16 protein-coding genes are annotated in these 19,690 nt (G+C 69.4%); 12 read left to right on the plus strand and 4 right to left on the minus strand.

The annotated features are described in order from the left end of the window. Positions 1-14: 14 nt before the first annotated feature. The 9 genes from J7E87_RS23195 to J7E87_RS23235 all read left to right on the plus strand — a co-directional run bounded on the left by J7E87_RS23195 (position 15) and on the right by J7E87_RS23235 (position 8,941). Positions 15-1,184: an inositol-3-phosphate synthase gene (locus J7E87_RS23195; protein ID WP_308313039.1), complete on the plus strand. Its 1,170-nt coding sequence runs from the start codon at positions 15-17 to the stop codon at positions 1,182-1,184. An 11-nt stretch (positions 1,185-1,195) separates the two neighbouring features. Continuing rightward, positions 1,196-2,149 carry an SCO3242 family prenyltransferase gene (locus tag J7E87_RS23200; protein ID WP_215096604.1) on the plus strand — a complete coding sequence of 318 codons (954 nt, stop codon included), beginning with the start codon at positions 1,196-1,198 and terminating at the stop codon, positions 2,147-2,149. Beyond that, positions 2,146-3,012 (plus strand): sugar phosphate isomerase/epimerase, encoded by an 867-nt coding sequence (locus J7E87_RS23205; RefSeq protein WP_215096429.1) that lies wholly within the window; start codon positions 2,146-2,148, stop codon positions 3,010-3,012. Before J7E87_RS23200 ends, J7E87_RS23205 begins: the two co-directional genes overlap by 4 nt. Next, entirely contained in the window at positions 3,006-3,629 is a 624-nt protein-coding gene (locus tag J7E87_RS23210; RefSeq protein ID WP_215096430.1) for an EboA domain-containing protein, read from the plus strand. The genes J7E87_RS23205 and J7E87_RS23210 overlap by 7 nt, the downstream gene beginning before the upstream one ends. Then, the gene (locus J7E87_RS23215) at positions 3,629-4,477 is read left to right on the plus strand and encodes a TatD family hydrolase (protein WP_215096431.1); all 849 of its coding nucleotides are present in this window, start codon (positions 3,629-3,631) and stop codon (positions 4,475-4,477) included. The genes J7E87_RS23210 and J7E87_RS23215 overlap by 1 nt, the downstream gene beginning before the upstream one ends. A 12-nt stretch (positions 4,478-4,489) precedes the next feature. After that, entirely contained in the window at positions 4,490-5,659 is a 1,170-nt protein-coding gene (eboE, locus tag J7E87_RS23220) for a metabolite traffic protein EboE (RefSeq protein WP_215096432.1), read from the plus strand. After that, the gene (locus tag J7E87_RS23225; protein ID WP_215096433.1) at positions 5,656-7,050 is read left to right on the plus strand and encodes a nucleotide pyrophosphatase/phosphodiesterase family protein; all 1,395 of its coding nucleotides are present in this window, start codon (positions 5,656-5,658) and stop codon (positions 7,048-7,050) included. Before eboE ends, J7E87_RS23225 begins: the two co-directional genes overlap by 4 nt. Positions 7,051-7,083: 33 nt before the next feature. Further along, complete coding sequence (locus J7E87_RS23230; protein WP_215096434.1) at positions 7,084-8,136, plus strand: sugar phosphate isomerase/epimerase; 1,053 nt, start codon at positions 7,084-7,086, stop codon at positions 8,134-8,136. A gap of 142 nt (positions 8,137-8,278) precedes the next feature. Beyond that, a complete protein-coding gene (locus tag J7E87_RS23235) occupies positions 8,279-8,941 on the plus strand; it encodes an HAD family acid phosphatase (protein ID WP_215096435.1) in 663 nt (220 codons plus the stop codon). An 85-nt stretch (positions 8,942-9,026) separates the two neighbouring features. On the opposite strand, the gene J7E87_RS23240 is transcribed toward J7E87_RS23235, so the two are convergent. The 4 genes from J7E87_RS23240 to J7E87_RS23255 all read right to left on the minus strand — a co-directional run bounded on the left by J7E87_RS23240 (position 9,027) and on the right by J7E87_RS23255 (position 15,603). Then, on the minus strand, positions 9,027-10,415 hold the full coding sequence (locus J7E87_RS23240) for an OFA family MFS transporter (RefSeq protein WP_215096436.1): 1,389 nt from the start codon (positions 10,413-10,415) through the stop codon (positions 9,027-9,029). Between the two features lie 110 nt (positions 10,416-10,525). After that, positions 10,526-12,667 (minus strand): acetate--CoA ligase family protein, encoded by a 2,142-nt coding sequence (locus tag J7E87_RS23245; RefSeq protein WP_215096437.1) that lies wholly within the window; start codon positions 12,665-12,667, stop codon positions 10,526-10,528. After that, a complete protein-coding gene (gene frc, locus J7E87_RS23250) occupies positions 12,667-13,896 on the minus strand; it encodes a formyl-CoA transferase (RefSeq protein WP_215096438.1) in 1,230 nt (409 codons plus the stop codon). Before frc ends, J7E87_RS23245 begins: the two co-directional genes overlap by 1 nt. 12 nt (positions 13,897-13,908) lie before the next feature. Next, positions 13,909-15,603 carry a thiamine pyrophosphate-binding protein gene (locus J7E87_RS23255; protein WP_215096439.1) on the minus strand — a complete coding sequence of 565 codons (1,695 nt, stop codon included), beginning with the start codon at positions 15,601-15,603 and terminating at the stop codon, positions 13,909-13,911. Positions 15,604-15,759: 156 nt separating this feature from the next. Between J7E87_RS23255 and sucC the strand changes: the two genes are divergently transcribed. The 3 genes from sucC to J7E87_RS23270 all read left to right on the plus strand — a co-directional run bounded on the left by sucC (position 15,760) and on the right by J7E87_RS23270 (position 19,599). Then, entirely contained in the window at positions 15,760-16,887 is a 1,128-nt protein-coding gene (gene sucC / locus J7E87_RS23260) for an ADP-forming succinate--CoA ligase subunit beta (protein ID WP_215096440.1), read from the plus strand. A 14-nt stretch (positions 16,888-16,901) separates the two neighbouring features. Then, positions 16,902-17,825: a succinate--CoA ligase subunit alpha gene (sucD, locus tag J7E87_RS23265; protein WP_215096441.1), complete on the plus strand. Its 924-nt coding sequence runs from the start codon at positions 16,902-16,904 to the stop codon at positions 17,823-17,825. Between the two features lie 223 nt (positions 17,826-18,048). After that, the gene (locus J7E87_RS23270; protein ID WP_215096442.1) at positions 18,049-19,599 is read left to right on the plus strand and encodes an aldehyde dehydrogenase family protein; all 1,551 of its coding nucleotides are present in this window, start codon (positions 18,049-18,051) and stop codon (positions 19,597-19,599) included. Positions 19,600-19,690: the final 91 nt, after the last annotated feature.

Genomic DNA, 19,690 nt, shown 5'->3' on the forward strand with positions numbered 1-19,690 from the left:
CAGGGAGGCAGCCCGTGTCCGCTGAGCCCGCTTCGTCCGGGAAGTTCGCGAACTCCTCGAAGTCCGCGAACTCCGGTCAAGGAAGTACCGGAGTCTGGTTCGTCGGAGCCCGCGGCTCCGTCGCCACCACAGCGGTGGCCGGATGCGCGGCGGTCACCGCCGGACTGCATGCGCCGACCGGCATGGTGACCGAAACGCCTCCCTTCACCGACTCCGGCCTGCCCGCCCTGTCCTCACTCGTCTTCGGCGGCCACGACACCGCGCACTGTCCACTGCCCAAGCGGGCCGAGGAACTGACGGCGGCCGGCGTGCTGCCGCACGGCCTCGCGGCGGCGGTACGCGGCGAACTGACCGCCGCGGACGGCGAGATACGCCCCGGTGGACCGCAGTCCGGCGACACACGAAGCGACGAAGAGCTCATCACCGCCTTCGCCGCGGACCTGACCGACTTCCGGGTGCGCGGGGGCTTGGCCCGGGTGGTCGTCGTCAATGTCTCCTCCACCGAACCGCGGCCCGCGGCGGACGCGGTACGGCTGCCGCCGAGTTCCCTGTACGCGGCCGCGGCACTGCGGGCCGGCTGCCCTTTCGTCAACTTCACCCCCTCCACCGGGCTGCGCACCGCGGCCCTCACAGACGCCGCCGCGGCAAGCGGTCTTCCCCACGCGGGCCGCGACGGCAAGACGGGCCAGACGCTGCTCCGTTCCGTACTCGCCCCGATGTTCGTGCAACGCGCCCTGTCCGTACGGGCATGGTCGGGCACCAACCTGCTGGGCGGCGGGGACGGAGCAGCGCTGGCCGACCCGGCCGCGGCGGCCGCGAAGAACGCGGGCAAGGAACGCGTTCTCGCCGACACGCTGGGCCACTCCCCGCAGGGTGAGGTCCACATCGACGACGTACCGGCACTGGGTGACTGGAAGACCGCGTGGGACCACATCGCCTTCGAGGGCTTCCTCGGTTCGCGGATGATCCTGCAGACCATCTGGCAGGGCTGCGACTCGGCGCTCGCGGCGCCGCTCGTCCTGGACCTGGCGCGGCTGGTCGCCCGCGCGCACGAGGCGGGTATCGAAGGGCCGCTGCCCGAGCTGGGCTTCTACTTCAAGGACCCCGATGGAGGACCCGCCGGGCTGTCCGAGCAGTTCGACGCACTCCTGACGTTCGCCGAGCGGCTGCGGGAGGCGGTGTGAGGAAGCGGGACATGGGAGCGTGGGCCGAACTGCTGCGTGTCTCCGCCCTGTTCACCGTCCCCGGCGACGCGCTCGCCGGCGCGGCGGCTCTGGGAGTCGGCCCCAACCGCGGCACGGCACTCGCCCTCGGGTCCTCGCTGTGCCTGTACGAGGCGGGCATGGCGCTCAACGACTGGGCGGACCGTGACGAGGACGCGATCGACCGCCCGCACCGTCCCATCCCCTCCGGCCGCATCGCGCCGCGGTCCGCACTGACGGCGGCAGCCGCCTTGACGGGAGCGGGCCTCGCGCTGTCCGCTGCCGCCGGCCGCCGCCCGCTGGCCCTGGCCGCCGCCCTTGCGGCGACGGTCTGGTCGTACGACCTCCACTTCAAGCACACCAGGGGAGGCCCGGCCGCGATGGCGGCGGCGCGGAGCCTGGACGTGCTGCTGGGAGCGGTCGCGACGGGTACGGCAGCAGCGGCCCCCGTACTCCCCGAGACCCGGATCTCCGGGGGTACGGGGGAGCGGGCAGCCCGGGCTGCCGCCACGACCCCAAGGGCGCGCGCGGCCCTGCCCGGCGCCGTCGTGATGGGAGCGCACACCTACGCCGTCACCTCCGTGTCGCGGCACGAGGCCCACGGCGGATCCACCCTCGTGCCCCTCACCGCGCTCGCCGCCACCCTCGGACTCGGGGCGCTCGGCGCGCTCGAGCAGCGCACGGCCAAGGGCAGCACGGCGTCCGCACGGCTCCTGGTGACCGCGCTCGCGGGCGCGTACGTCCGCACCGCCGCGAAGCCCTTCCTGCACGCCGCACTCAACCCGTCCCCGCCTCTCACCCAGCGCGCGGTGGGCGGCGGTATACGGGCGATGATCCCGCTCCAGGCCGCCCTTGCCGCCCGCGCCGGCGGTGGTGCGACGGCTCTCGCCGTGATGGGCCTCGTCCCGCTCGCCCGCAAGCTCGCACGGAAGGTGAGCCCCACATGAGCCGCAGCCCCGCTCCCGGAATCCGTTTCGGCTACGGCACGAACGGGCTGACAGACCTGCGTCTGTCCGACGCGCTCGCTCTGCTGGCCGACCTGGGCTACGACGGCGTCGGGCTCACGCTCGACCATATGCACCTGGACCCGTTGGCCTCCGACCTCGCTGCCCGCACCCGGCAGGTGGCCGCCCGGCTCGGGGCGCTGGGACTGGAGGTCACGGTCGAGACGGGCGCCCGGTACGTGCTGGACTCCCGGCGCAAGCACGGGCCGTCGCTGCTCGATCCGGATCCGGACCAGCGCGCCGCCCGTACCGACCTGCTGATCACGGCGGTGCGGGTGGCTGCCGAGCTCGGCGCGCACGCGGTCCACTGCTTCAGCGGCATCACCCCGGCGGGGACCGACGAAGAGACCGCGTGGAAGCGCCTCACCGAGGCGCTCACCCCGGTGCTGGACGCCGCGGACCGTGCCGGTGTCCCGCTGGCCGTAGAACCGGAACCCGGTCACCTGCTGGCCACCCTCGCCGACTTCCACCACCTCCGCGGACTTCTCGGCAGCCCCGCCCCTCTCGGCCTCACCCTCGACATCGGCCACTGCCAGTGCCTGGAAGCGGCACCGCCCGCGGACTGCATCCGCGACGCGGCGCCCTGGCTTCGGCACGTCCAGATCGAGGACATGCGCCGCGGTGTCCATGAGCATCTCCCCTTCGGCGAAGGCGAGATCGACTTCCCGCCGGTCCTCGACGCCCTCGCCGCCACCGGCTACCAGGGCCTGACGGTCGTCGAACTGCCCCGCCACTCCCACGCGGGCCCCGAACTCGCCCGTCAGTCCATCGAGTTCCTGCGTACGAAGGGGGCGCCGGCATGCTGATGACCCGCAAGGAACTGGACGGCCGACTCGGCGGAGCCGCCCGCGCCTGGCTCGACGAGTCACTCGCCGAAGCAGCGCACGCCGCGGACGCGGCAGAGGACGCCACCACCGCGTTTGCCGCACGCTCCTGGGAGATGCGCTTCGCGGCCGCCGGCCGGCACTGCGGCCAGGACAACGCCGACTCCGTCCGTACCCTGCTGCTCATCGAGGCACGTGCCGACGCCGCCACCCTGACCCGCATCTACCAGCAGGGCAGCGCCGCCGAACGCCGTGCCGTCCTCCTCGCGCTGCCCCATCTCGCCCCGCCCCCCTCCGCCGGCCTTCCGCTGGTGGAGGACGCGCTGCGCACCAACGACACCCGGCTGGTCGCCGCCGCGGTGGGCCCCTACGCGGCCGAGCACCTCGACCCTCACGCCTGGCGCCACGCCCTGCTCAAGTGCCTGTTCACCGGTGTGCCCGTGGACGCCGCCGACGGACTCGAACGACGCGTCCGCGGCGATGCCGAACTCGCCAGGATGCTCGGCGACTACGCCGCGGAACGCACCGCGGCCGGCCGTCCCGTACCCGCCGACCTCCACCGCGTCCTCGCCCTGACGTCCCCCACGGAGGAGATCTGATGCGCATCTTCGACCCCCACATCCATATGACGTCCCGCACCACCGACGACTACGAGGCGATGTACGCGGCCGGAGTCCGTGCGCTCGTCGAGCCGTCGTTCTGGCTGGGCCAGCCCCGTACCTCGGTCGCCTCCTTCACCGACTACTTCGACGCGCTGCTGGGCTGGGAGCCCTTCCGCGCGTCCCAGTACGGCATCGCGCACCACTGCACCATCGCGCTGAACCCGAAGGAGGCGAACGACCCGCGCTGTGCGGCGGTGCTGGACGAGCTGCCCCGCTATCTGGTCAAGGACAATGTCGTCGCCGTCGGTGAGATCGGCTACGACTCCATGACCCCGGCTGAGGACACCGCGCTGGCCGCCCAGCTTCAGCTCGCCGCCGACCACGGCCTGCCCGCCCTCGTCCACACCCCGCACCGCGACAAGCTCGCCGGCCTGCACCGAACCGTCGACGTCGTCCGCGAATCCGCCCTGCCGCCGGAACGCGTCCTGCTCGACCACCTCAACGAGACCACCATGAAACACGCCGTCGACAGCGGCTGCTGGATGGGCTTCTCCATCTACCCCGACACCAAGATGGACGAGGACCGCATGGTCGCCGTGCTCAAGGAGTACGGAACCGAGAAGATCCTGGTCAACTCGGCAGCCGACTGGGGCAAGAGCGACCCGCTGAAGACCCGCAGCACCGGCGACGCCATGCTCGCCGCCGGGTTCGGCGAGGACGAGGTCGACCAGGTGCTGTGGCGCAACCCCGTCGCCTTCTACGGCCTCAGTGGCCGGCTCCAGCTCGACACCCCGGAACCGGAGCCCCTGCACGAGGGCAACTCCATCCTCCGCGGCGGGGAATGAGGAGGCAGTCGTATGCGCTTCCGCCACCCCGACGGCACGACCGTCCACCTCAGCTACTGCACCAACGTCCACCCCGCCGAGACCCTCGACGGCATCCTCGCCCAGCTCCGCGACCACTGCGAGCCGGTACGCCGCCGTCTCGGCCGCGACCGACTGGGCATCGGACTCTGGCTGGCCAAGAACGCGGCCCGCGCCCTCGTCACCGACCCCGCCGCACTGCGGGGCCTGCGCGGAGAGCTCGACCGGCGAGGTCTGGAGGTCGTCACCCTCAACGGGTTCCCGTACGAGGGATTCGGCGCCGAGGAGGTCAAGTACCGCGTCTACAAGCCGGACTGGACCGACCCGGAACGCCTCGCCCACACCACCGACCTGGCCCGGCTGCTGGCTGTCCTCCTGCCGGACGATGTCACCGAGGGCACCATCTCCACCCTGCCGCTGGCGTGGCGCACCCCCTTCGACAACGTTGCCGCCGAGCGCGCCCGTGCGGCGCTGACCAGCCTGGCCGAACGGCTCGACGCCCTCGAAGACCTCACCGGGAAGTCCGTCCGCATCGCCGTCGAGCCGGAACCCGGCTGCATCGTCGAGACCACCGCCGACGCCATCGCACCGCTGAGCGCCATCGGCTCCCGCCGGATCGGCATCTGCATCGACACCTGCCATCTCGCCACCTCCTTCGAAGATCCGGAAACCGCCCTGGCCGCTCTCATCGCGGCCGGCGTCACCATCCCCAAGGCTCAGCTGTCCGCCGCCCTGCATGCCGAGGAGCCCCATCTCCCCGACGTACGGACCGCGTTGGCCGCCTTCGCCGAGCCCCGCTTCCTCCACCAGACGCGCACCCGCACGAGCGCGGGACTGCGCGGCACCGACGACCTCCACGAAGCCGTCGCGGGCCAGGCCCTGCCGGACGGAGCGCCCTGGCGGTCGCACTTCCACGTCCCGCTGCACGCCCCACCCGCCCCGCCCCTCACCTCCACCCTCCCCGTCCTCCAGGACACGCTGTCCCGGCTCGTCGGCGGCCCGGCGCCCCTGGCCCGCCACCTGGAAGTGGAGACGTACACCTGGCAGGCGCTGCCCACCGAGCTGCGCCCCCGCAACCGCACCCAGCTCGCCGACGGCATCGCCGCCGAACTCACCCTCGCCCGCGACCTCCTGGTCGACCTCGGCCTCAAGGAACTGCCATGACCGACGCCGAACACCCCACGCCCACCCCTCTGCTGGTCCTGGACGTCGTCGGCCTCACCCCCCAGCTTCTGAAGCACATGCCGAACCTGCGAGCGCTGGCCGGCACCGGCTCCCAGGCCCCCCTGTCGACGGTGCTGCCGGCGGTGACCTGTGCCGCGCAGTCCACGTTCCTGACCGGCACCATGCCCGCCGAGCACGGCATCGTCGGCAACGGCTGGTACTTCCGTGAGCTCGGCGATGTGCTGCTGTGGCGACAGCACAACGGCCTGGTCGGCGGCGACAAGCTGTGGGACGCAGCCCGGCGCGCGCACCCCGGCTACACGGTGGCGAACATCTGCTGGTGGTACGCGATGGGCGCTGACACCGACTTCATCGTCACCCCCCGCCCGGTGTACTACGCCGACGGCCGCAAGGAACCCGACTGCTACACCCGCCCCCCGGAACTGCATGCCGAACTCACCGGTGAGCTCGGCATCTTCCCCCTCTTCCACTTCTGGGGTCCCGGCGCCGACCTGGTGTCCAGCCAGTGGATCATCGACGCCACCCGTCACATCATGGCCACCCGCCATCCCGACCTGACCCTGTGCTACCTCCCTCATCTCGACTACGACCTGCAGCGCTACGGCCCCGAGGACCCCCGCTCCCACCAGGCCGCCACCGACCTCGACGCGGCCATCGCTCCGCTCCTGGCCGACGCGCAGCGGGAGGGCCGTACGGTTGTCGCGCTGTCCGAGTACGGCATCACCCGGGTCAGCCGCACCGTCGACATCAATCGGGCCCTGCGCCGCGCCGGGCTGCTCGAGGTCCACACCCAGGACGGCATGGAATACCTGGACGCGATGGCCTCCCGGGCCTTCGCGGTGGCCGATCACCAGATCGCCCACATCTACGTCCGCCGCCCCGAAGACCTGGAGGCCACCCGCCAGGCGCTGGCGGATCTGCCGGGCATCGAGCAACTCCTGGACGACGAGGGCAAGAAGGCCCACGGGCTGGACCACCCCCGCGCCGGTGAGCTCGTCGCCATCGCCGAACCGGACGCCTGGTTCACGTACTACTACTGGCTCGACGACAACCGGGCCCCCGACTTCGCCCAGCTCGTCGAGATCCACCGCAAACCCGGTTACGACCCCGTCGAGCTCTTCATGGATCCGCAGGATCCGTACGTCAAGGTCAAGGCGGCCACGGCCATCGCGCGCAAGAAGCTCGGTATGCGCTACCGGCTCGCCGTCGTCCCCCTGGACCCGTCACCTATTCGTGGCAGCCACGGCCGGCTGCCCGCACACGACGACGAAGGCCCGCTCATCATCTGCTCCACCCCCCAGGCAGTCACCGGCCGCGTCGCAGCCACCGAGGTGAAGTCCCTGCTGCTTCATCTCGCCGGACTCCACTGAACCAGACGGCACTGACAACGAGGAGTTATCCACATGAGCCGCACCACCAAGAACCACGACCAGGAACTCACCCACCGGCTCAGCAGACGAGGCATGCTCGGCGTCGCCGCCGGCGCAAGTGCCGCCGCCCTGCTCGGCGCGGCCGTCCCGGCGTCAGCGGCCCCCGTCGCAGCCGCCCAGGACATGCGACACGGGCGCGGCGGCCCCGTCCTGCCGCCCGGGCGCCTCGGCATCCAGCTCTACTCGCTGCGGGACAAGGTCTCCACCCTCGGCTTTGCGCCCGTGTTCGCGGAACTCGCGAAGTACGGCTACGACGAGGTCGAGTTCGCCGGCTACACCCAGGGCTCCGCGGGCCCCATCACGCTCGCCCAGCTCAAGCGGCTGGCCCGGGACCACGGCCTGAACCCCATCGGCAGTCACGTCAACTACTACGACGACAACAACCCGGGGGCGTACAGCTTCGCGCAGAACCTGCAGAAGGTGCTCGACGACGCCCAGGCCCTCGGGCTCAAGCACATCGGCACCGCGTCCGGCCCCTGGCGCTACGGGGCGACGGTCGACGGGTGGAAGCGGGCCGCCGAGGACTTCAACACCTACGGAGCGGCCGCAAGGAAGCGCGGCATGAAGTTCTACCAGCACAACCACGCGGAGGAGTTCTCCTTCGCCACCGACAAGCCGAACGTCCGTCTCTACGACGTCCTGCTCGCCGAGACCGACCCCGAACTCGTCTATCTCGAGATGGACATCTACTGGGCGTACGTGGGCCAGTTCCGCTTCGGCAAGCGGGTCGACGGCACTCCTGCCCCCTTCGACCCGCTGCGCTACGTCCTCAAGCAGCCGCACCGCTACCCGCTCTTCCACGTCAAGGACGGCGAGCACAACGAGGCGGCCCGCGACGGCTACACCATGGTGGACGTCGGTGACGGGGACATCGACTACCAGCGTTTCATCTCGGCGGTGAACAAGACTCACGGCGGCCGTCGCGACCACCACTGGCAGGCCGAGCACGACAACCCGGTCGAGTCGTTCGCGTTCGCCCGCAAGTCCAGCGCGCACCTTCACTCGCTCCGGGAGAAGGACTGCTAGGAGCTCGTCGAGAATCCTGCTACCGGCCAGTAGATGGAACGTAAGGTTCCGTCCATCATGGGACGCGAGCATGTCAAAAGCCCTCCGTCCGTACGGGACGGAGGGCTTTCCCTGAGCTGTCCCGAGACCCAGGAGACCCCCCATGCATGCAGGCAAGTGGAGAATCCGGTCGGTGGCGGGTGTCGCCGCACTGGCGTTCACCATGGCCACCCCGGTGGCAACCGCCGCGGACCCGGCCACGTCGGACGGGCCGGCGGCCAAGGCTGCTTCCACCGCGCAGCAGTCGAGCGGTTCCGCGCTGCTTGCCGATGTCGACTACGAGACCTGGCAGCGCGATGTCGCGGCCGTCATCGATGTCGCCCGCCCCTACATCGAGCAGCGCACCGCGAACACCGGTGGCAAGAAGCAGGCCATCGTCCTCGACATCGACAACACGTCGCTGGAGACGGACTTCCACTACTTCTGGGAGCTGCCGACCCCGGCGGTGAAGCCGGTGCTCGACCTCACCCGCTTCGCGGAGTCCCGCGGCGTGGACATCTTCTTCGTCACCGCCCGTCCGGGCATCATCTACTCCCTGACCGAGTACAACCTGGAGAAGGTCGGCTACCCGGTCGACGGTCTGTACGTACGCAACCTGCCCGACCTCTTCCACGAGGTCAGCAAGTACAAGACCGCCAAGCGCGCCGAGATCGAGGCCAAGGGCTACACGATCATCGCCAACATCGGCAACAACACCACCGATCTGGTGGGCGGTCACGCCGAGAAGACGTTCAAGCTGCCCGACTACGACGGCGACCTCTCGTAGGTTCTCCTTCGCGCACAGCGGCCGAGGGGGCCGCCGCGACCGGCTGGTCCGGTCGCGGCGGCCCCCTTCGGCGTGCGTGATCAGCTCAGTCGCCATCCCGGCTGATCGGCATCGGGTTGGCCGTCAGACTCTTTGATTTCGGCCGACCCGGTGGAGTCAGGAACAGCGCGATGCACGCGGCGAACAGCGAAATCGAGCCGGCCAGGGTGAATGCCCCGCTGTGGCCCCAGTTGGTCACCACGACGGCTCCCATGCCGGATCCAAGCAGGCCGGACACCAGCTTGGAGCTGTAGACCAGGCCGTAGTTGGACGCGTTGTTGTTCTCTCCGAAGTAGTCCGCCGTCATCGCCGCGAACATCGGGAAGATGGCGCCTCCGCCGAACCCGGAGATGCTGGAGAAGATCAGGAACAGCGGGAGGTTCTCGATGTTGGCGGACCACAGGATGCCGTACTGCGAAAGGCCGAGGACGACGCAGACGAAGATCAGGCATCGCTTGCGCCCGTAACGGTCGGACAGCCAGCCGATCACACCGCGGCCGGTGCCGTTGACGATGGCCTTCAGTGACATAGCCGTTGCGACGATTCCGCCGGCGAAGCCGGCCTCCTTGCCGATGTCGACCTGGAAGGCGATGCCGAAGATGTTCACGCCCGATGTGCACAGCAGGCAGAACCACATCAGCGCGACCCGCCCGGTTTGCCAGGCCTCCTTCGGGGTGTACTGCCGTACGGCAGGCGGGTTCATCGCCAGTGCGCGGCGGGCGCGGAGGTCGTCCGGCGGTCGCAGCGGGTCAACCTCGGCGGGCCACCAGTTCTTCGGTGGGTCCTGGAAGAAGTAGCCGGCCACTGCCACCATCGCGGCCAGGAAGATACCGACCCCGACGAGCACCCAGCGGAAGTTCGTCAGATCCATGTAGCCGGTGAAGAGGAAGACGAACGGTACGGAACCGTAGGCGAATCCGCCGTTGACGAAGCCGGTCTTGCCTCCCTTGCGTTCCGGGTACCACTTGCCGACCATGTTCACGCAGGTCGCGTAGACCATGCCGGCGCCCATACCGCTGAACATGCCGAACCCGATGTACGCGACGATCACATGCGGCGCGTACGCGAGGGACAGATATCCCAGCAGTGTGCCGACAGCGCCGAACATCATCGCCCAGCGGGCGGGCAGTTTGCCGCTCTCCCTGAGCTTTCCGGCGGGGAAGGCCACCGCCGCCTGGAAGAACACCCAGACGCCGAGCATCCAGAAGATGTGCCCGCTGTTCCAGCTGTGTGCGATGTGCAGGGTTTCCTCGGCCGACGCGAACGCGTACTCGGCCGAGCTGATGCCCATCATGCCGATCCACGGCAGGATGACCATCCACTTGCGCTTGCGGCCCATGATGTCGATATCGGTCTCGCCGAGCCGGTACACGCGGCCGTTGCGGTCCGTCACCTCCCTGAAGGCGACGGGTGTCGAGAAGTCAGTGGTTGTCATGACGGATAAGCACCCCTTGTGTCGAAAGAGCTGGCCAGCGCCCCCTGTCCAATACCTTTCGTTCTGGTGGGGTCGGGGGCGGCCGCGAGGCCGCCCCCTCCTCGGTCACCTCATTGACCACCACCCAGCAGGCCCGCCGCCCGCGCCCAGCGGTACTTCGCGCCGAGGGCCGCCACCGGCTTCTCCGTGGTGTACGGATACGCCACGACGCCCCGCTCGAAGAGGTACTGGCAGGCCTCCTCGACCTCGACGTCGCCCGCCAGCGAAGCCACCACGGGCTTCTCGATGCCCCGTGCCCGGAACTCCTCGACCACCCGCGCCGTCAGCTCGGCGAAGACCATCGGCGGAGTGACGATCGTGTGCCAGTAGCCCAGCACCAGCGCATGGATCCGCGGGTCCTCCAGACCCAGCCGGATCGTCGCCTCGTACGTGGAGGGCGGCTCGCCGCCGGTGATGTCGATCGGGTTCCCGGCCGCCCCGAAGGGCGGAATGAACGCCTTGAACGCCGCGTCCAGATCCTCCGGGATCTCCATCAGCCGCAGCCCGTTGTCGACGATCGCGTCCGACAGCAGCACGCCCGAACCGCCGGCTCCCGTGATGATGACGACGTTGTCGCCCTTCGGCGTCGGCAGCACCGGCAGCGCCCGCGCGTACTCGAGCATCTCGTTCAGACCGGGCGCGCGGATCACGCCCGCCTGCCGCAGGATGTCGTCGTACACCGCGTCGTCACCCGCGAGAGCGCCCGTGTGCGACCCCGCCGCCTTGGCCCCCGCCGCCGTACGCCCGGCCTTGAGCACCACCACCGGCTTCTTCGGAACGGTCGCCCGGGCCGCCTCCACGAACGCCCGCCCGTCCTTGAGGTCCTCCAAGTGCATCGCGATGCACTTGGTGTTGGGGTCCTCGCCGAACCAGGTGAGCAGATCGTCCTCGTCGAGGTCGGATTTGTTGCCGAGCCCGACGATCGCGGAGACCCCCGTCTTCGTCGTACGGGCGAAGCCGAGGATCGCCATCCCGATGCCGCCCGACTGCGAGGTCAGCGCCACCCCGCCCTTGACGTCGTACGGAGTGCAGAAGGTGGCGCAGAGGTCCTGCCAGGTGGAGTAGTAGCCATAGATGTTCGGACCGAGCAGCCGCACGCCGTACCGCTCGGCGATGGCCACGATCTCGGCCTGCAGCTCGTGTTCACCGGTCTCGGCGAAGCCGGAGGGGATCAGGACGGCGTTCGGTATGCCCTTGCGGCCCACCTCTTCGAGAGCGGACGCCACGAACTTCGCGGGGATCGCGAATATCGCCACATCAGGCTCACCCGGAACATCCGTCACGCTCTTGTACGCCTTGCGGCCCTGAATGTCATCGGCCTTGGGGTTCACCGGATGGATGTCGCCCGGAAAACCTCCGTCGATCAGGTTGCGCATGACCGAATTGCCGATCTTGCCCTGCTCGTTGGAGGCGCCGATCACCGTCACGGAGCGCGGCTGCATCAGCCGGCGCATCGAGGTGAGGATTTCGTCGCGCGAGTACTGGCGCCGCGTGGCCGGAGTCTCGTCGGTGAGCAGGATCCGTACGTCAGCGGCCATCACCCCGTCCGCCGACGCGAACACCGGGTTGAGGTCCACCTCGGCGATCTGGGGGAAGTCGGCGGCCAGTTGTCCGACCTTGACGATCAGGTCGGCGAGCGCCTCCCGGTCGACGGCCGGCTCGCCACGCACCCCGCGCAGGATCTCGGCAGCGCGGATCCCGTCGAGCATCGACAGCGCGTCGTCCTTGGAGGCGGGCGCCAGGCGGAAGGTGACGTCCTTGAGGACTTCTACCAGCACCCCGCCCAGCCCGAACGCCACAACTTTCCCGAACGTCGGGTCCGTGACCGTGCCGATGAGAACCTCGGTCCCGGCAGGCACCATCTGCTGCACCTGGATGCCGAGAATGCGCGCACCGGGGTCGTACGCCTTGGCGTTGGTGACGATCGCCGTGAACGCCGCCCGCACTTCTGCCGCCGAGGCGACCCCGATGCGTACGCCGCCCGCCTCCGTCTTGTGCAGGATGTCCGGCGACACGATCTTCATGGCCACCGGGAACCCGATCCGGTCGGCGAACGCGACTGCCTCGTCCGCCGTTTCCGCGAGCGCCTCGGCCGGGGTCGGGATGCCGTAGGCGTCAGTGACGGCCTTGCCCTCGGGGGCGGTCAGAGCTGTACGGCCCGCGGCGAGCGCCGCGTTCAGCACCGCGCGTACAGCTGCGCTGTCGTACGCCACTAGATGACTCCGTTCGTCTTGAGCAGCCGCAGTTCCTCGTCGCCGAGCCCCAGCTCACCGACGTACACCTCTTCGTTGTGCTCGCCGAGCAGCGGCGATGACACCACTTCCACCGGGGAGTCCGAGAGCTTCAGCGGACTGCCGACCGTGGTGAAGGAACCGCGCTTGGGATGCGACACCTCGACGACCATCTCGTTCGCGACCAGCGACTGGTCCTCGATGATCTCCTTGGTGGACAGAATCGGCCCGCACGGGATGTTGTGGGCGTTGAGCTGCTCCAGCACCTGCCACTTGGGCAGAGTCGAGGACCACTCCTCGATCAGCTGGAACATCTTCGACAGCTTCGGCAGCCGCGACTCCGGCGTCGCCCACTCGGGGTCGTCCGCCAGCTCCGGCCGGCCGATCAGCTCCGACAGCGGCTGCCAGCCCACCGGCTGCACAATGACGTAGACATAGTCGTTGGGGCCGCCGGGCGAGCACTTCACCGCCCAGCCGGGCTGCCCGCCGCCGGACGCGTTGCCGCTGCGCGGCACCTCGTCGCCGAAGTCCCTGTTCGGATACTCAGCGAGCGGACCGTGCGCCAGACGCTGCTGGTCGCGCAGCTTCACCCGGCACAGATTCAGCACCGCGTGCTGCATCGCCACATTGACCCGCTGGCCCCGCCCGGTGTGCTCCCGCTGGAACAGCGCGGCGAGAATCCCCGCCACCGCGTGCACGCCGGTACCGGAGTCACCGATCTGCGCGCCGGTGGCGAGCGGCGGCCCGTCCTCGAAGCCGGTCGTCGACATCGAGCCGCCCATGGCCTGCGCCACGACCTCGTACGCCTTGAAGTTGGTGTACGGGCCCTCGCCGAAGCCCTTGATCGAGGCGTACACGATCCGCGGATTGATCTCCTGGATCTTCTCCCAGGTGAACCCCATCCGGTCCACAGCCCCGGGGGCGAAGTTCTCGACCATCACATCGCTGCGCTTGATCAGCTCGGTGAGGATTTCCTTGCCGCGCTCCGTCTTGGTGTTGAGCGTGATGCTCCGCTTGTTGCAGTTGAGCATCGTGAAGTAGAGCGAGTCGACATCGGGCAGATCCCGCAGCTGCTTGCGCGTGATGTCGCCGCTCGGGGCCTCCAGCTTCACCACGTCGGCGCCGAGCCAGCCGAGCAGTTGGGTCGCGGAAGGTCCGGACTGCACATGGGTCATGTCGAGGACGCGCACGCCCTCAAGAGCCTTGGTCATGAGAGGGCTCCTCTACTTGTACATGGTCTGGTTCATGGTTCCGGGGGCGTACGCGTCGGGGTCCACCCAGACGTTGATCAGCGAGGGCAGCCCGGACTCACGGGCGCGGCGCAGCGCGGGCGCGATGTCGGCGGGGTCGCGCACCTCCTCGCCGTAACCGCCCAGCATCTGGGCGAACTTGTCGTAGTGGACATCGCCGAGGGTGTTGCCGACCCGCTCGCGCTCCAGGCCGTACTTCTGCGCCTGGCCGTAACGGATCTGGTTCATCGAGGAGTTGTTGCCGACGATCCCGACGAAGGGCAGGTTGTAGCGGACGAGCGTCTCGAAGTCCCAGCCGGTCAGCGAGAATGCGCCGTCGCCGAAGAGCGCGACGACCTCCTTGTCGGGCCGCGCCTGCTTGGCGGCGAGGACGAAGGGGATGCCGACGCCGAGCGTGCCGAGCGGGCCGGGGTCCATCCAGTGGCCGGGCGACTTGGGCTGGACGACCTGTCCGGAGAAGGTGACGATGTCGCCGCCGTCGCCGATGTAGATGGAGTCCTCGGTCAGGAAGTCGTTGATCTCGCTGACCAGGCGGTACGGGTGGATGGGGGAGGCGTCCGAGCGCAGCTGCGGCAGGCGCTTGTCGAGGGCCACCTGCTCGGCGGCGCGCAGCTCTTCGAGCCAGGCCTTGCGCTTGACCGCACCGCCGTTGAGGCGGCCTGACACCGACTGACTGACAGATTTCAGAATCTGTCCGGCGTCACCCACTATCCCGAAATCGATGTCCCGGTTCTTGCCCACCGTCCGGTAGTCGAGGTCGATCTGCACGACCTTCGCGTTCGGCGAAAGGCGCTTGCCGTACCCCATCCGGAAGTCGAAGGGGGTGCCGACGATGACGATGACGTCGGCGTTGGAGAAGGCGTACCGCCGCGAGAGCTGGAAGTGGTGCGGGTCTCCGGGCGGCAGCGTTCCGCGCCCCGCTCCATTCATGTAGGCGGGCACATTCAGCGTCCGTACGAGCTCGACCGCCGCGTCCGTGGCACGTGTCGTCCACACCTGGCTGCCGAGCAGGATCGCCGGCTTCTCCGCGTGCACCAGCAGATCCGCGAGCTTCTCCACGGCCTCCGGGTCGCCGGCGCTCCGCGTGGAGGCCCGGTACTGCCCGGCTTGCGGCACCCGCGCCGTCTCCACCGGCACTTTGGCGTCCAGTACATCGCGCGGGATCTCAAGGAAGGACGGTCCTGGCGCACCGTGGTAGCACTCGCGGAAGGCCATCGACACCATGTCGGCGGCGCGCGCCGTGTCCGGCACCGTCGCGGCGAACTTGGTGATCGGCGTCATCATGTCGACGTGCGGCAGGTCCTGGAGTGAGCCCATCTTGTGCTGGGTGTGCGCTCCCTGACCGCCGATGAGCAGCATGGGGGACTCGGCCCGGAAGGCGTTGGCGACACCGGTGACGGCGTCGGTCGTCCCCGGTCCCGCGGTGACGACCGCGCATCCCGGCTTGCCGGTGATCCGCGCGTAGCCGTCGGCGGCGTGGGCGGCGACCTGTTCATGGCGTACGTCGACGACTTGGATGCCTTCGTCGATGCAGCCGTCGTAGATGTCGATGATGTGGCCGCCGCAGAGGGTGTAAATGACCTCCACGCCCTCTGCTTTAAGGGCTTTGGCGACCAGGTGACCACCTGAGATGAGCTCTTGGTTCTTGTCGCTGCTGTCATCGGGCATGGCGAAGTCCTGTCCCTTCATAGGGGTCGGTGTGCTTCCCGGTACATTGCATACAGTCGACGAATACTGTATGAAGCTTGTTATCCCGCATTCGGTGGGTGGTGTCCAGGGGGCGTGCAGCACTTTCACTCGTGAATCGATGCACTAGGGGTTGGTATGGATCTGTACGAGCACCAAGCAAGGGATCTCTTCGCAGACCACGGCATACCGGTGCCGGCGGCCGAGACCGTCGACTCGCCGCGGGAAGCGCGCGAAGCGGCCGAGCGGCTCGGCGGCCGCGTCGTCGTCAAGGCTCAGGTGAAGACCGGCGGCCGGGGTAAGGCAGGTGGGGTCAAGATCGCAGCCGACCCGGCGGCGGCCGAGGTCACGGCGCGTCAGATCCTCGGCATGGACATCAAGGGCCACACCGTGCGGAAGGTGATGGTGGCCCAACCCGTCGACATCGAGGCCGAGTTCTACGTCTCGTACGTCCTCGACCGCGCGGCCGGGACCTTCCTCGCCATCGCGTCGGCCGAGGGCGGCATGGACATCGAGGAGGTCGCGGCCAGCCGCCCGGAGGCGGTGGCCCGTATCCACGTCGACTCCGCCGAAGGCGTCACTGCGGCCAAGGCGGCCGAGATCGCCGCCGCCGCCGGACTGCCGCCCGAAACCGCCCCCGTCATCCGGTCCCTGTGGCAGGTCCTCGTCCGCGAGGACGCCCTCCTCGTCGAGGTCAACCCGCTCGTACGGACCGCGGGCGGCGAGATCCTCGCACTCGACGGCAAGGTCACCCTCGACGACAACGCCCGCTTCCGGCAGGCCCGTTGGGGATCGGATGCGCAGGACCCGCACGGCGACCCACTCGAGGCCGCCGCTGCCGCCAAGGGCCTCAACTACGTCAAGCTCGACGGCGAGGTCGGCATCATCGGCAACGGCGCGGGCCTGGTCATGTCCACCCTCGACGTGGTCGCCGGCTGCGGCGCACGCCCCGCCAACTTCCTCGACATCGGGGGAGGCGCCTCCGCCCAGGTGATGGCCGACGGGCTCTCCGTCATCCTCTCCGACCCGGCCGTCAAGTCCGTGTTCGTCAACGTCTTCGGCGGAATCACCGCCTGCGACGCGGTCGCCGACGGCATCGTCCAGGCGCTGGAATCCGTACGCCTGACCAAGCCGCTGGTCGTACGGCTCGACGGCAACAACGCCGCCCGGGGCCGCGCCATTCTCGACGGCCGCGCCCACCCCCTTGTCCAGCAGGCCACCACGATGGACGACGCCGCCCGCCAGGCAGCGGACCTCGCCAACTGAAGGGATCGGGAACCATGGCCATCTTCCTCAGCAAGGAGAGCAAGGTCCTCGTCCAGGGCATGACCGGCTCCGAGGGCATGAAGCACACGCGCCGGATGCTCGCGTCCGGCACCGACATCGTCGCCGGAGTCAACCCGCGCAAGGCGGGCCATGTCATCGACTTCGACGTCCCCCAGGGCGCTTCGGACCTGGGAGGCACCCCCATTGCGGTCCCCGTCTTCGGCACGGTGCGCGACGCCGTCGAAGCCACCGGCGCGGACGTCACCGTCGTCTTCGTGCCGCCGCCGTTCGCCAAGGCCGCGGTGATCGAAGCCGCGGACGCCGGAATCGGTCTCGCCGTCGTCATCACGGAGGGCATCCCCGTTCATGACGCCGTGGCCTTCCTGGCATACGCTGCGGCGCGTGGCACCTGCGTCATCGGCCCCAACTGCCCCGGTCTCATCAGTCCGGGACAGTCCAATGCCGGCATCATCCCCGCCGACATCGCCACCAAGCCCGGCCGCATCGGCCTGGTCTCCAAGTCGGGCACTCTCACATATCAACTCATGTACGAGTTGCGGGAGACAGGTTTCTCGTCCGCCGTCGGCATCGGCGGCGACCCCGTCGTCGGCACCACCCACATCGACTGCCTCGCCGCCTTCGAAGAGGACCCGGACACCGAACTCATAGTGCTCATCGGGGAGATCGGAGGTGACGCAGAGGAACGCGCCGCAGCGTATATCGCCGACCACGTCACCAAGCCTGTCGTCGGATACATCGCGGGCTTCACCGCTCCGGAGGGCAAGACGATGGGCCACGCAGGCGCTATCGTCTCCGGCTCGTCCGGCACCGCGGACGCCAAGAAACTGGCACTTGAAGCGGCAGGTGTACGCGTGGGAGCGACGCCTACCGAGACATCCCGGTTGGTACTGGCCCGTCTTGCGGAGGCACACGGCTGAGACCGACCATCTATGGGGGCGACCGGCGTGTGCGAGCCGGCCGCCCACCCTCCGGCGGGCATGCTCACGAGGCATGGCCCGTGGTGTATGGCCCGTGACCAAGGGCTCATGGCACTCACTGCCGCCAAGCGCTCATGACTCACGGCCCACGACTCCGGGGCCGGCGCCCCACTCACGAACATGGCCTGACCCTCCCGCCCCCTTTCGAGCGGAGACCACCCTCATGGCACCCAATCCCACCCCCAACCTCGTCCTGAAGCCCGCAACAGCCTGGTCCGACGCCTGGCAGCGCTGTCTCGCCGTGGCTCCCGAGGCATTCAGGGACGACCGCGTACTGAACCTCTGGTCCGCCCAGTGGCTGGCCGACGGCAGGGCACTGCCCGCCACCAGCCCGGTCGACGGCAGCCCCATCGCGGGCCCGCCGCGGCTGGACGCGGAGGCCGCCAAGCAGGCCGTACGCGCCTCGCTCGACCAGCACCGCGCCTGGCGGCACGTACCACTCGCGGAGCGCCGGGCCCGTGTCGGCGCCACCCTCGACGCCCTCACCGAACATCGCGAGCTGCTCGCGCTGCTGCTGGTCTGGGAGATCGGCAAGCCGTGGCGGCTCGCCCAGGCCGACGTCGACCGTGCGATCGACGGAGTGCGCTGGTACGTCGACGGCATCGAGCGGATGGTCGAGGGCCGCACCGCCCTGGCCGGCCCGGTCTCCAACATCGCCAGCTGGAACTACCCGATGTCGGTCCTCGTCCACGCCATGCTCGTACAGGCGCTGGCCGGCAACGCGGTGATCGCCAAGACCCCGACCGACGGCGGCGTCGCCTGCCTCACCCTCGCCAGTGCCCTCGCCGCCCGCGAGGGCATCCCGATCACCCTGGTCAGCGGCAGCGGCGGCGAGCTGTCCGAGGCCCTCGTCCGCTCCCCGGAGATCGGCTGCGTCTCCTTCGTCGGCGGCCGCGACACCGGGGCCCGTATCGCCACCGCGGTCGCCGACCTCGGCAAGCGCCACATCCTGGAGCAGGAGGGCCTGAACACCTGGGGCCTGTGGAACTACAGCGACTGGGACTCGCTCACCGCCGTGATCCCCAAGCTCTTCGACTACGGAAAGCAGCGGTGCACGGCGTACCCGCGTTTCGTGGTCCAGCGCGAGCTGTTCGCCGACTTCCTGGCGGCCTACCTGCCCGCCGTACGCTCCATCCGTACGGGCCACCCCCTGGCCGTCGAGAACCCGACCGACCCCCTGCCCACCCTCGACTTCGGCCCGCTGATCAACGCGGCGAAGGCCAAGGAGCTGGGGGATCATGTGGCCGAGGCGATCGACCGCGGGGCGGTTCCCCTGTACCGGGGCACGCTGACCGACGGCTTCCTGCCCGGTCAGGACACCAGCGCGTACGTGCCACCGGTCACACTGCTGGGCCCGCCGCCGAGTTCCCCCCTCCACCACGCGGAACCGTTCGGCCCGGTCGACACGATCGTCCTGGTCGACACGGAGGCGGAGCTGCTCGCCGCGATGAACGCCTCCAACGGCGCGCTCGTCGCGACCCTCTCGACGGACGAACCGGAGACGTACGAGCGGCTGGCCCCCCAGATCCGGGCCTTCAAGACGGGGCACGGAAAGCCCCGCTCCCGGGGGGACCGAGACGAACTGTTCGGCGGCTTCGGGGCGTCCTGGCGCGGCGCCTTCGTCGGCGGCGAACTGCTGGTCCGCGCGGTGACGGACGGCCCGGAGGGGGAGAGGCTGCCGGGCAACTTCCCGGACTACCACCTGATGCCGTGACGGTTAGCCGGTCTCTGGTCAGGCGGTCGCTGGTCAGGTGAATCTCCGGCCGGGCGGTCCCTGGTGAGGAGATTTCCGGTCAGACGATTCC

This window comes from Streptomyces sp. ISL-1 (genome assembly GCF_018614585.1).
Classification (GTDB): Bacteria; Actinomycetota; Actinomycetes; order Streptomycetales; family Streptomycetaceae; genus Streptomyces; species Streptomyces maoxianensis.

Bases quoted from the DNA above. Each gene is read 5' to 3' on its own strand.
- J7E87_RS23200 (WP_215096604.1), top strand. From the start codon at position 1,196: ATGGGAGCGTGGGCCGAACTGCTGCGTGTCTCCGCCCTGTTCACCGTC.
- J7E87_RS23205 (WP_215096429.1), top strand. From the start codon at position 2,146: ATGAGCCGCAGCCCCGCTCCCGGAATCCGTTTCGGCTACGGCACGAAC.
- J7E87_RS23210 (WP_215096430.1), top strand. From the start codon at position 3,006: ATGCTGATGACCCGCAAGGAACTGGACGGCCGACTCGGCGGAGCCGCC.
- J7E87_RS23215 (WP_215096431.1), top strand. From the start codon at position 3,629: ATGCGCATCTTCGACCCCCACATCCATATGACGTCCCGCACCACCGAC.
- eboE (WP_215096432.1), top strand. From the start codon at position 4,490: ATGCGCTTCCGCCACCCCGACGGCACGACCGTCCACCTCAGCTACTGC.
- J7E87_RS23225 (WP_215096433.1), top strand. From the start codon at position 5,656: ATGACCGACGCCGAACACCCCACGCCCACCCCTCTGCTGGTCCTGGAC.
- J7E87_RS23230 (WP_215096434.1), top strand. From the start codon at position 7,084: ATGAGCCGCACCACCAAGAACCACGACCAGGAACTCACCCACCGGCTC.
- J7E87_RS23235 (WP_215096435.1), top strand. From the start codon at position 8,279: ATGCATGCAGGCAAGTGGAGAATCCGGTCGGTGGCGGGTGTCGCCGCA.
- J7E87_RS23240 (WP_215096436.1), bottom strand. From the start codon at position 10,415: ATGACAACCACTGACTTCTCGACACCCGTCGCCTTCAGGGAGGTGACG.
- frc (WP_215096438.1), bottom strand. From the start codon at position 13,896: ATGACCAAGGCTCTTGAGGGCGTGCGCGTCCTCGACATGACCCATGTG.
- J7E87_RS23255 (WP_215096439.1), bottom strand. From the start codon at position 15,603: ATGCCCGATGACAGCAGCGACAAGAACCAAGAGCTCATCTCAGGTGGT.
- sucC (WP_215096440.1), top strand. From the start codon at position 15,760: ATGGATCTGTACGAGCACCAAGCAAGGGATCTCTTCGCAGACCACGGC.
- sucD (WP_215096441.1), top strand. From the start codon at position 16,902: ATGGCCATCTTCCTCAGCAAGGAGAGCAAGGTCCTCGTCCAGGGCATG.
- J7E87_RS23270 (WP_215096442.1), top strand. From the start codon at position 18,049: ATGGCACCCAATCCCACCCCCAACCTCGTCCTGAAGCCCGCAACAGCC.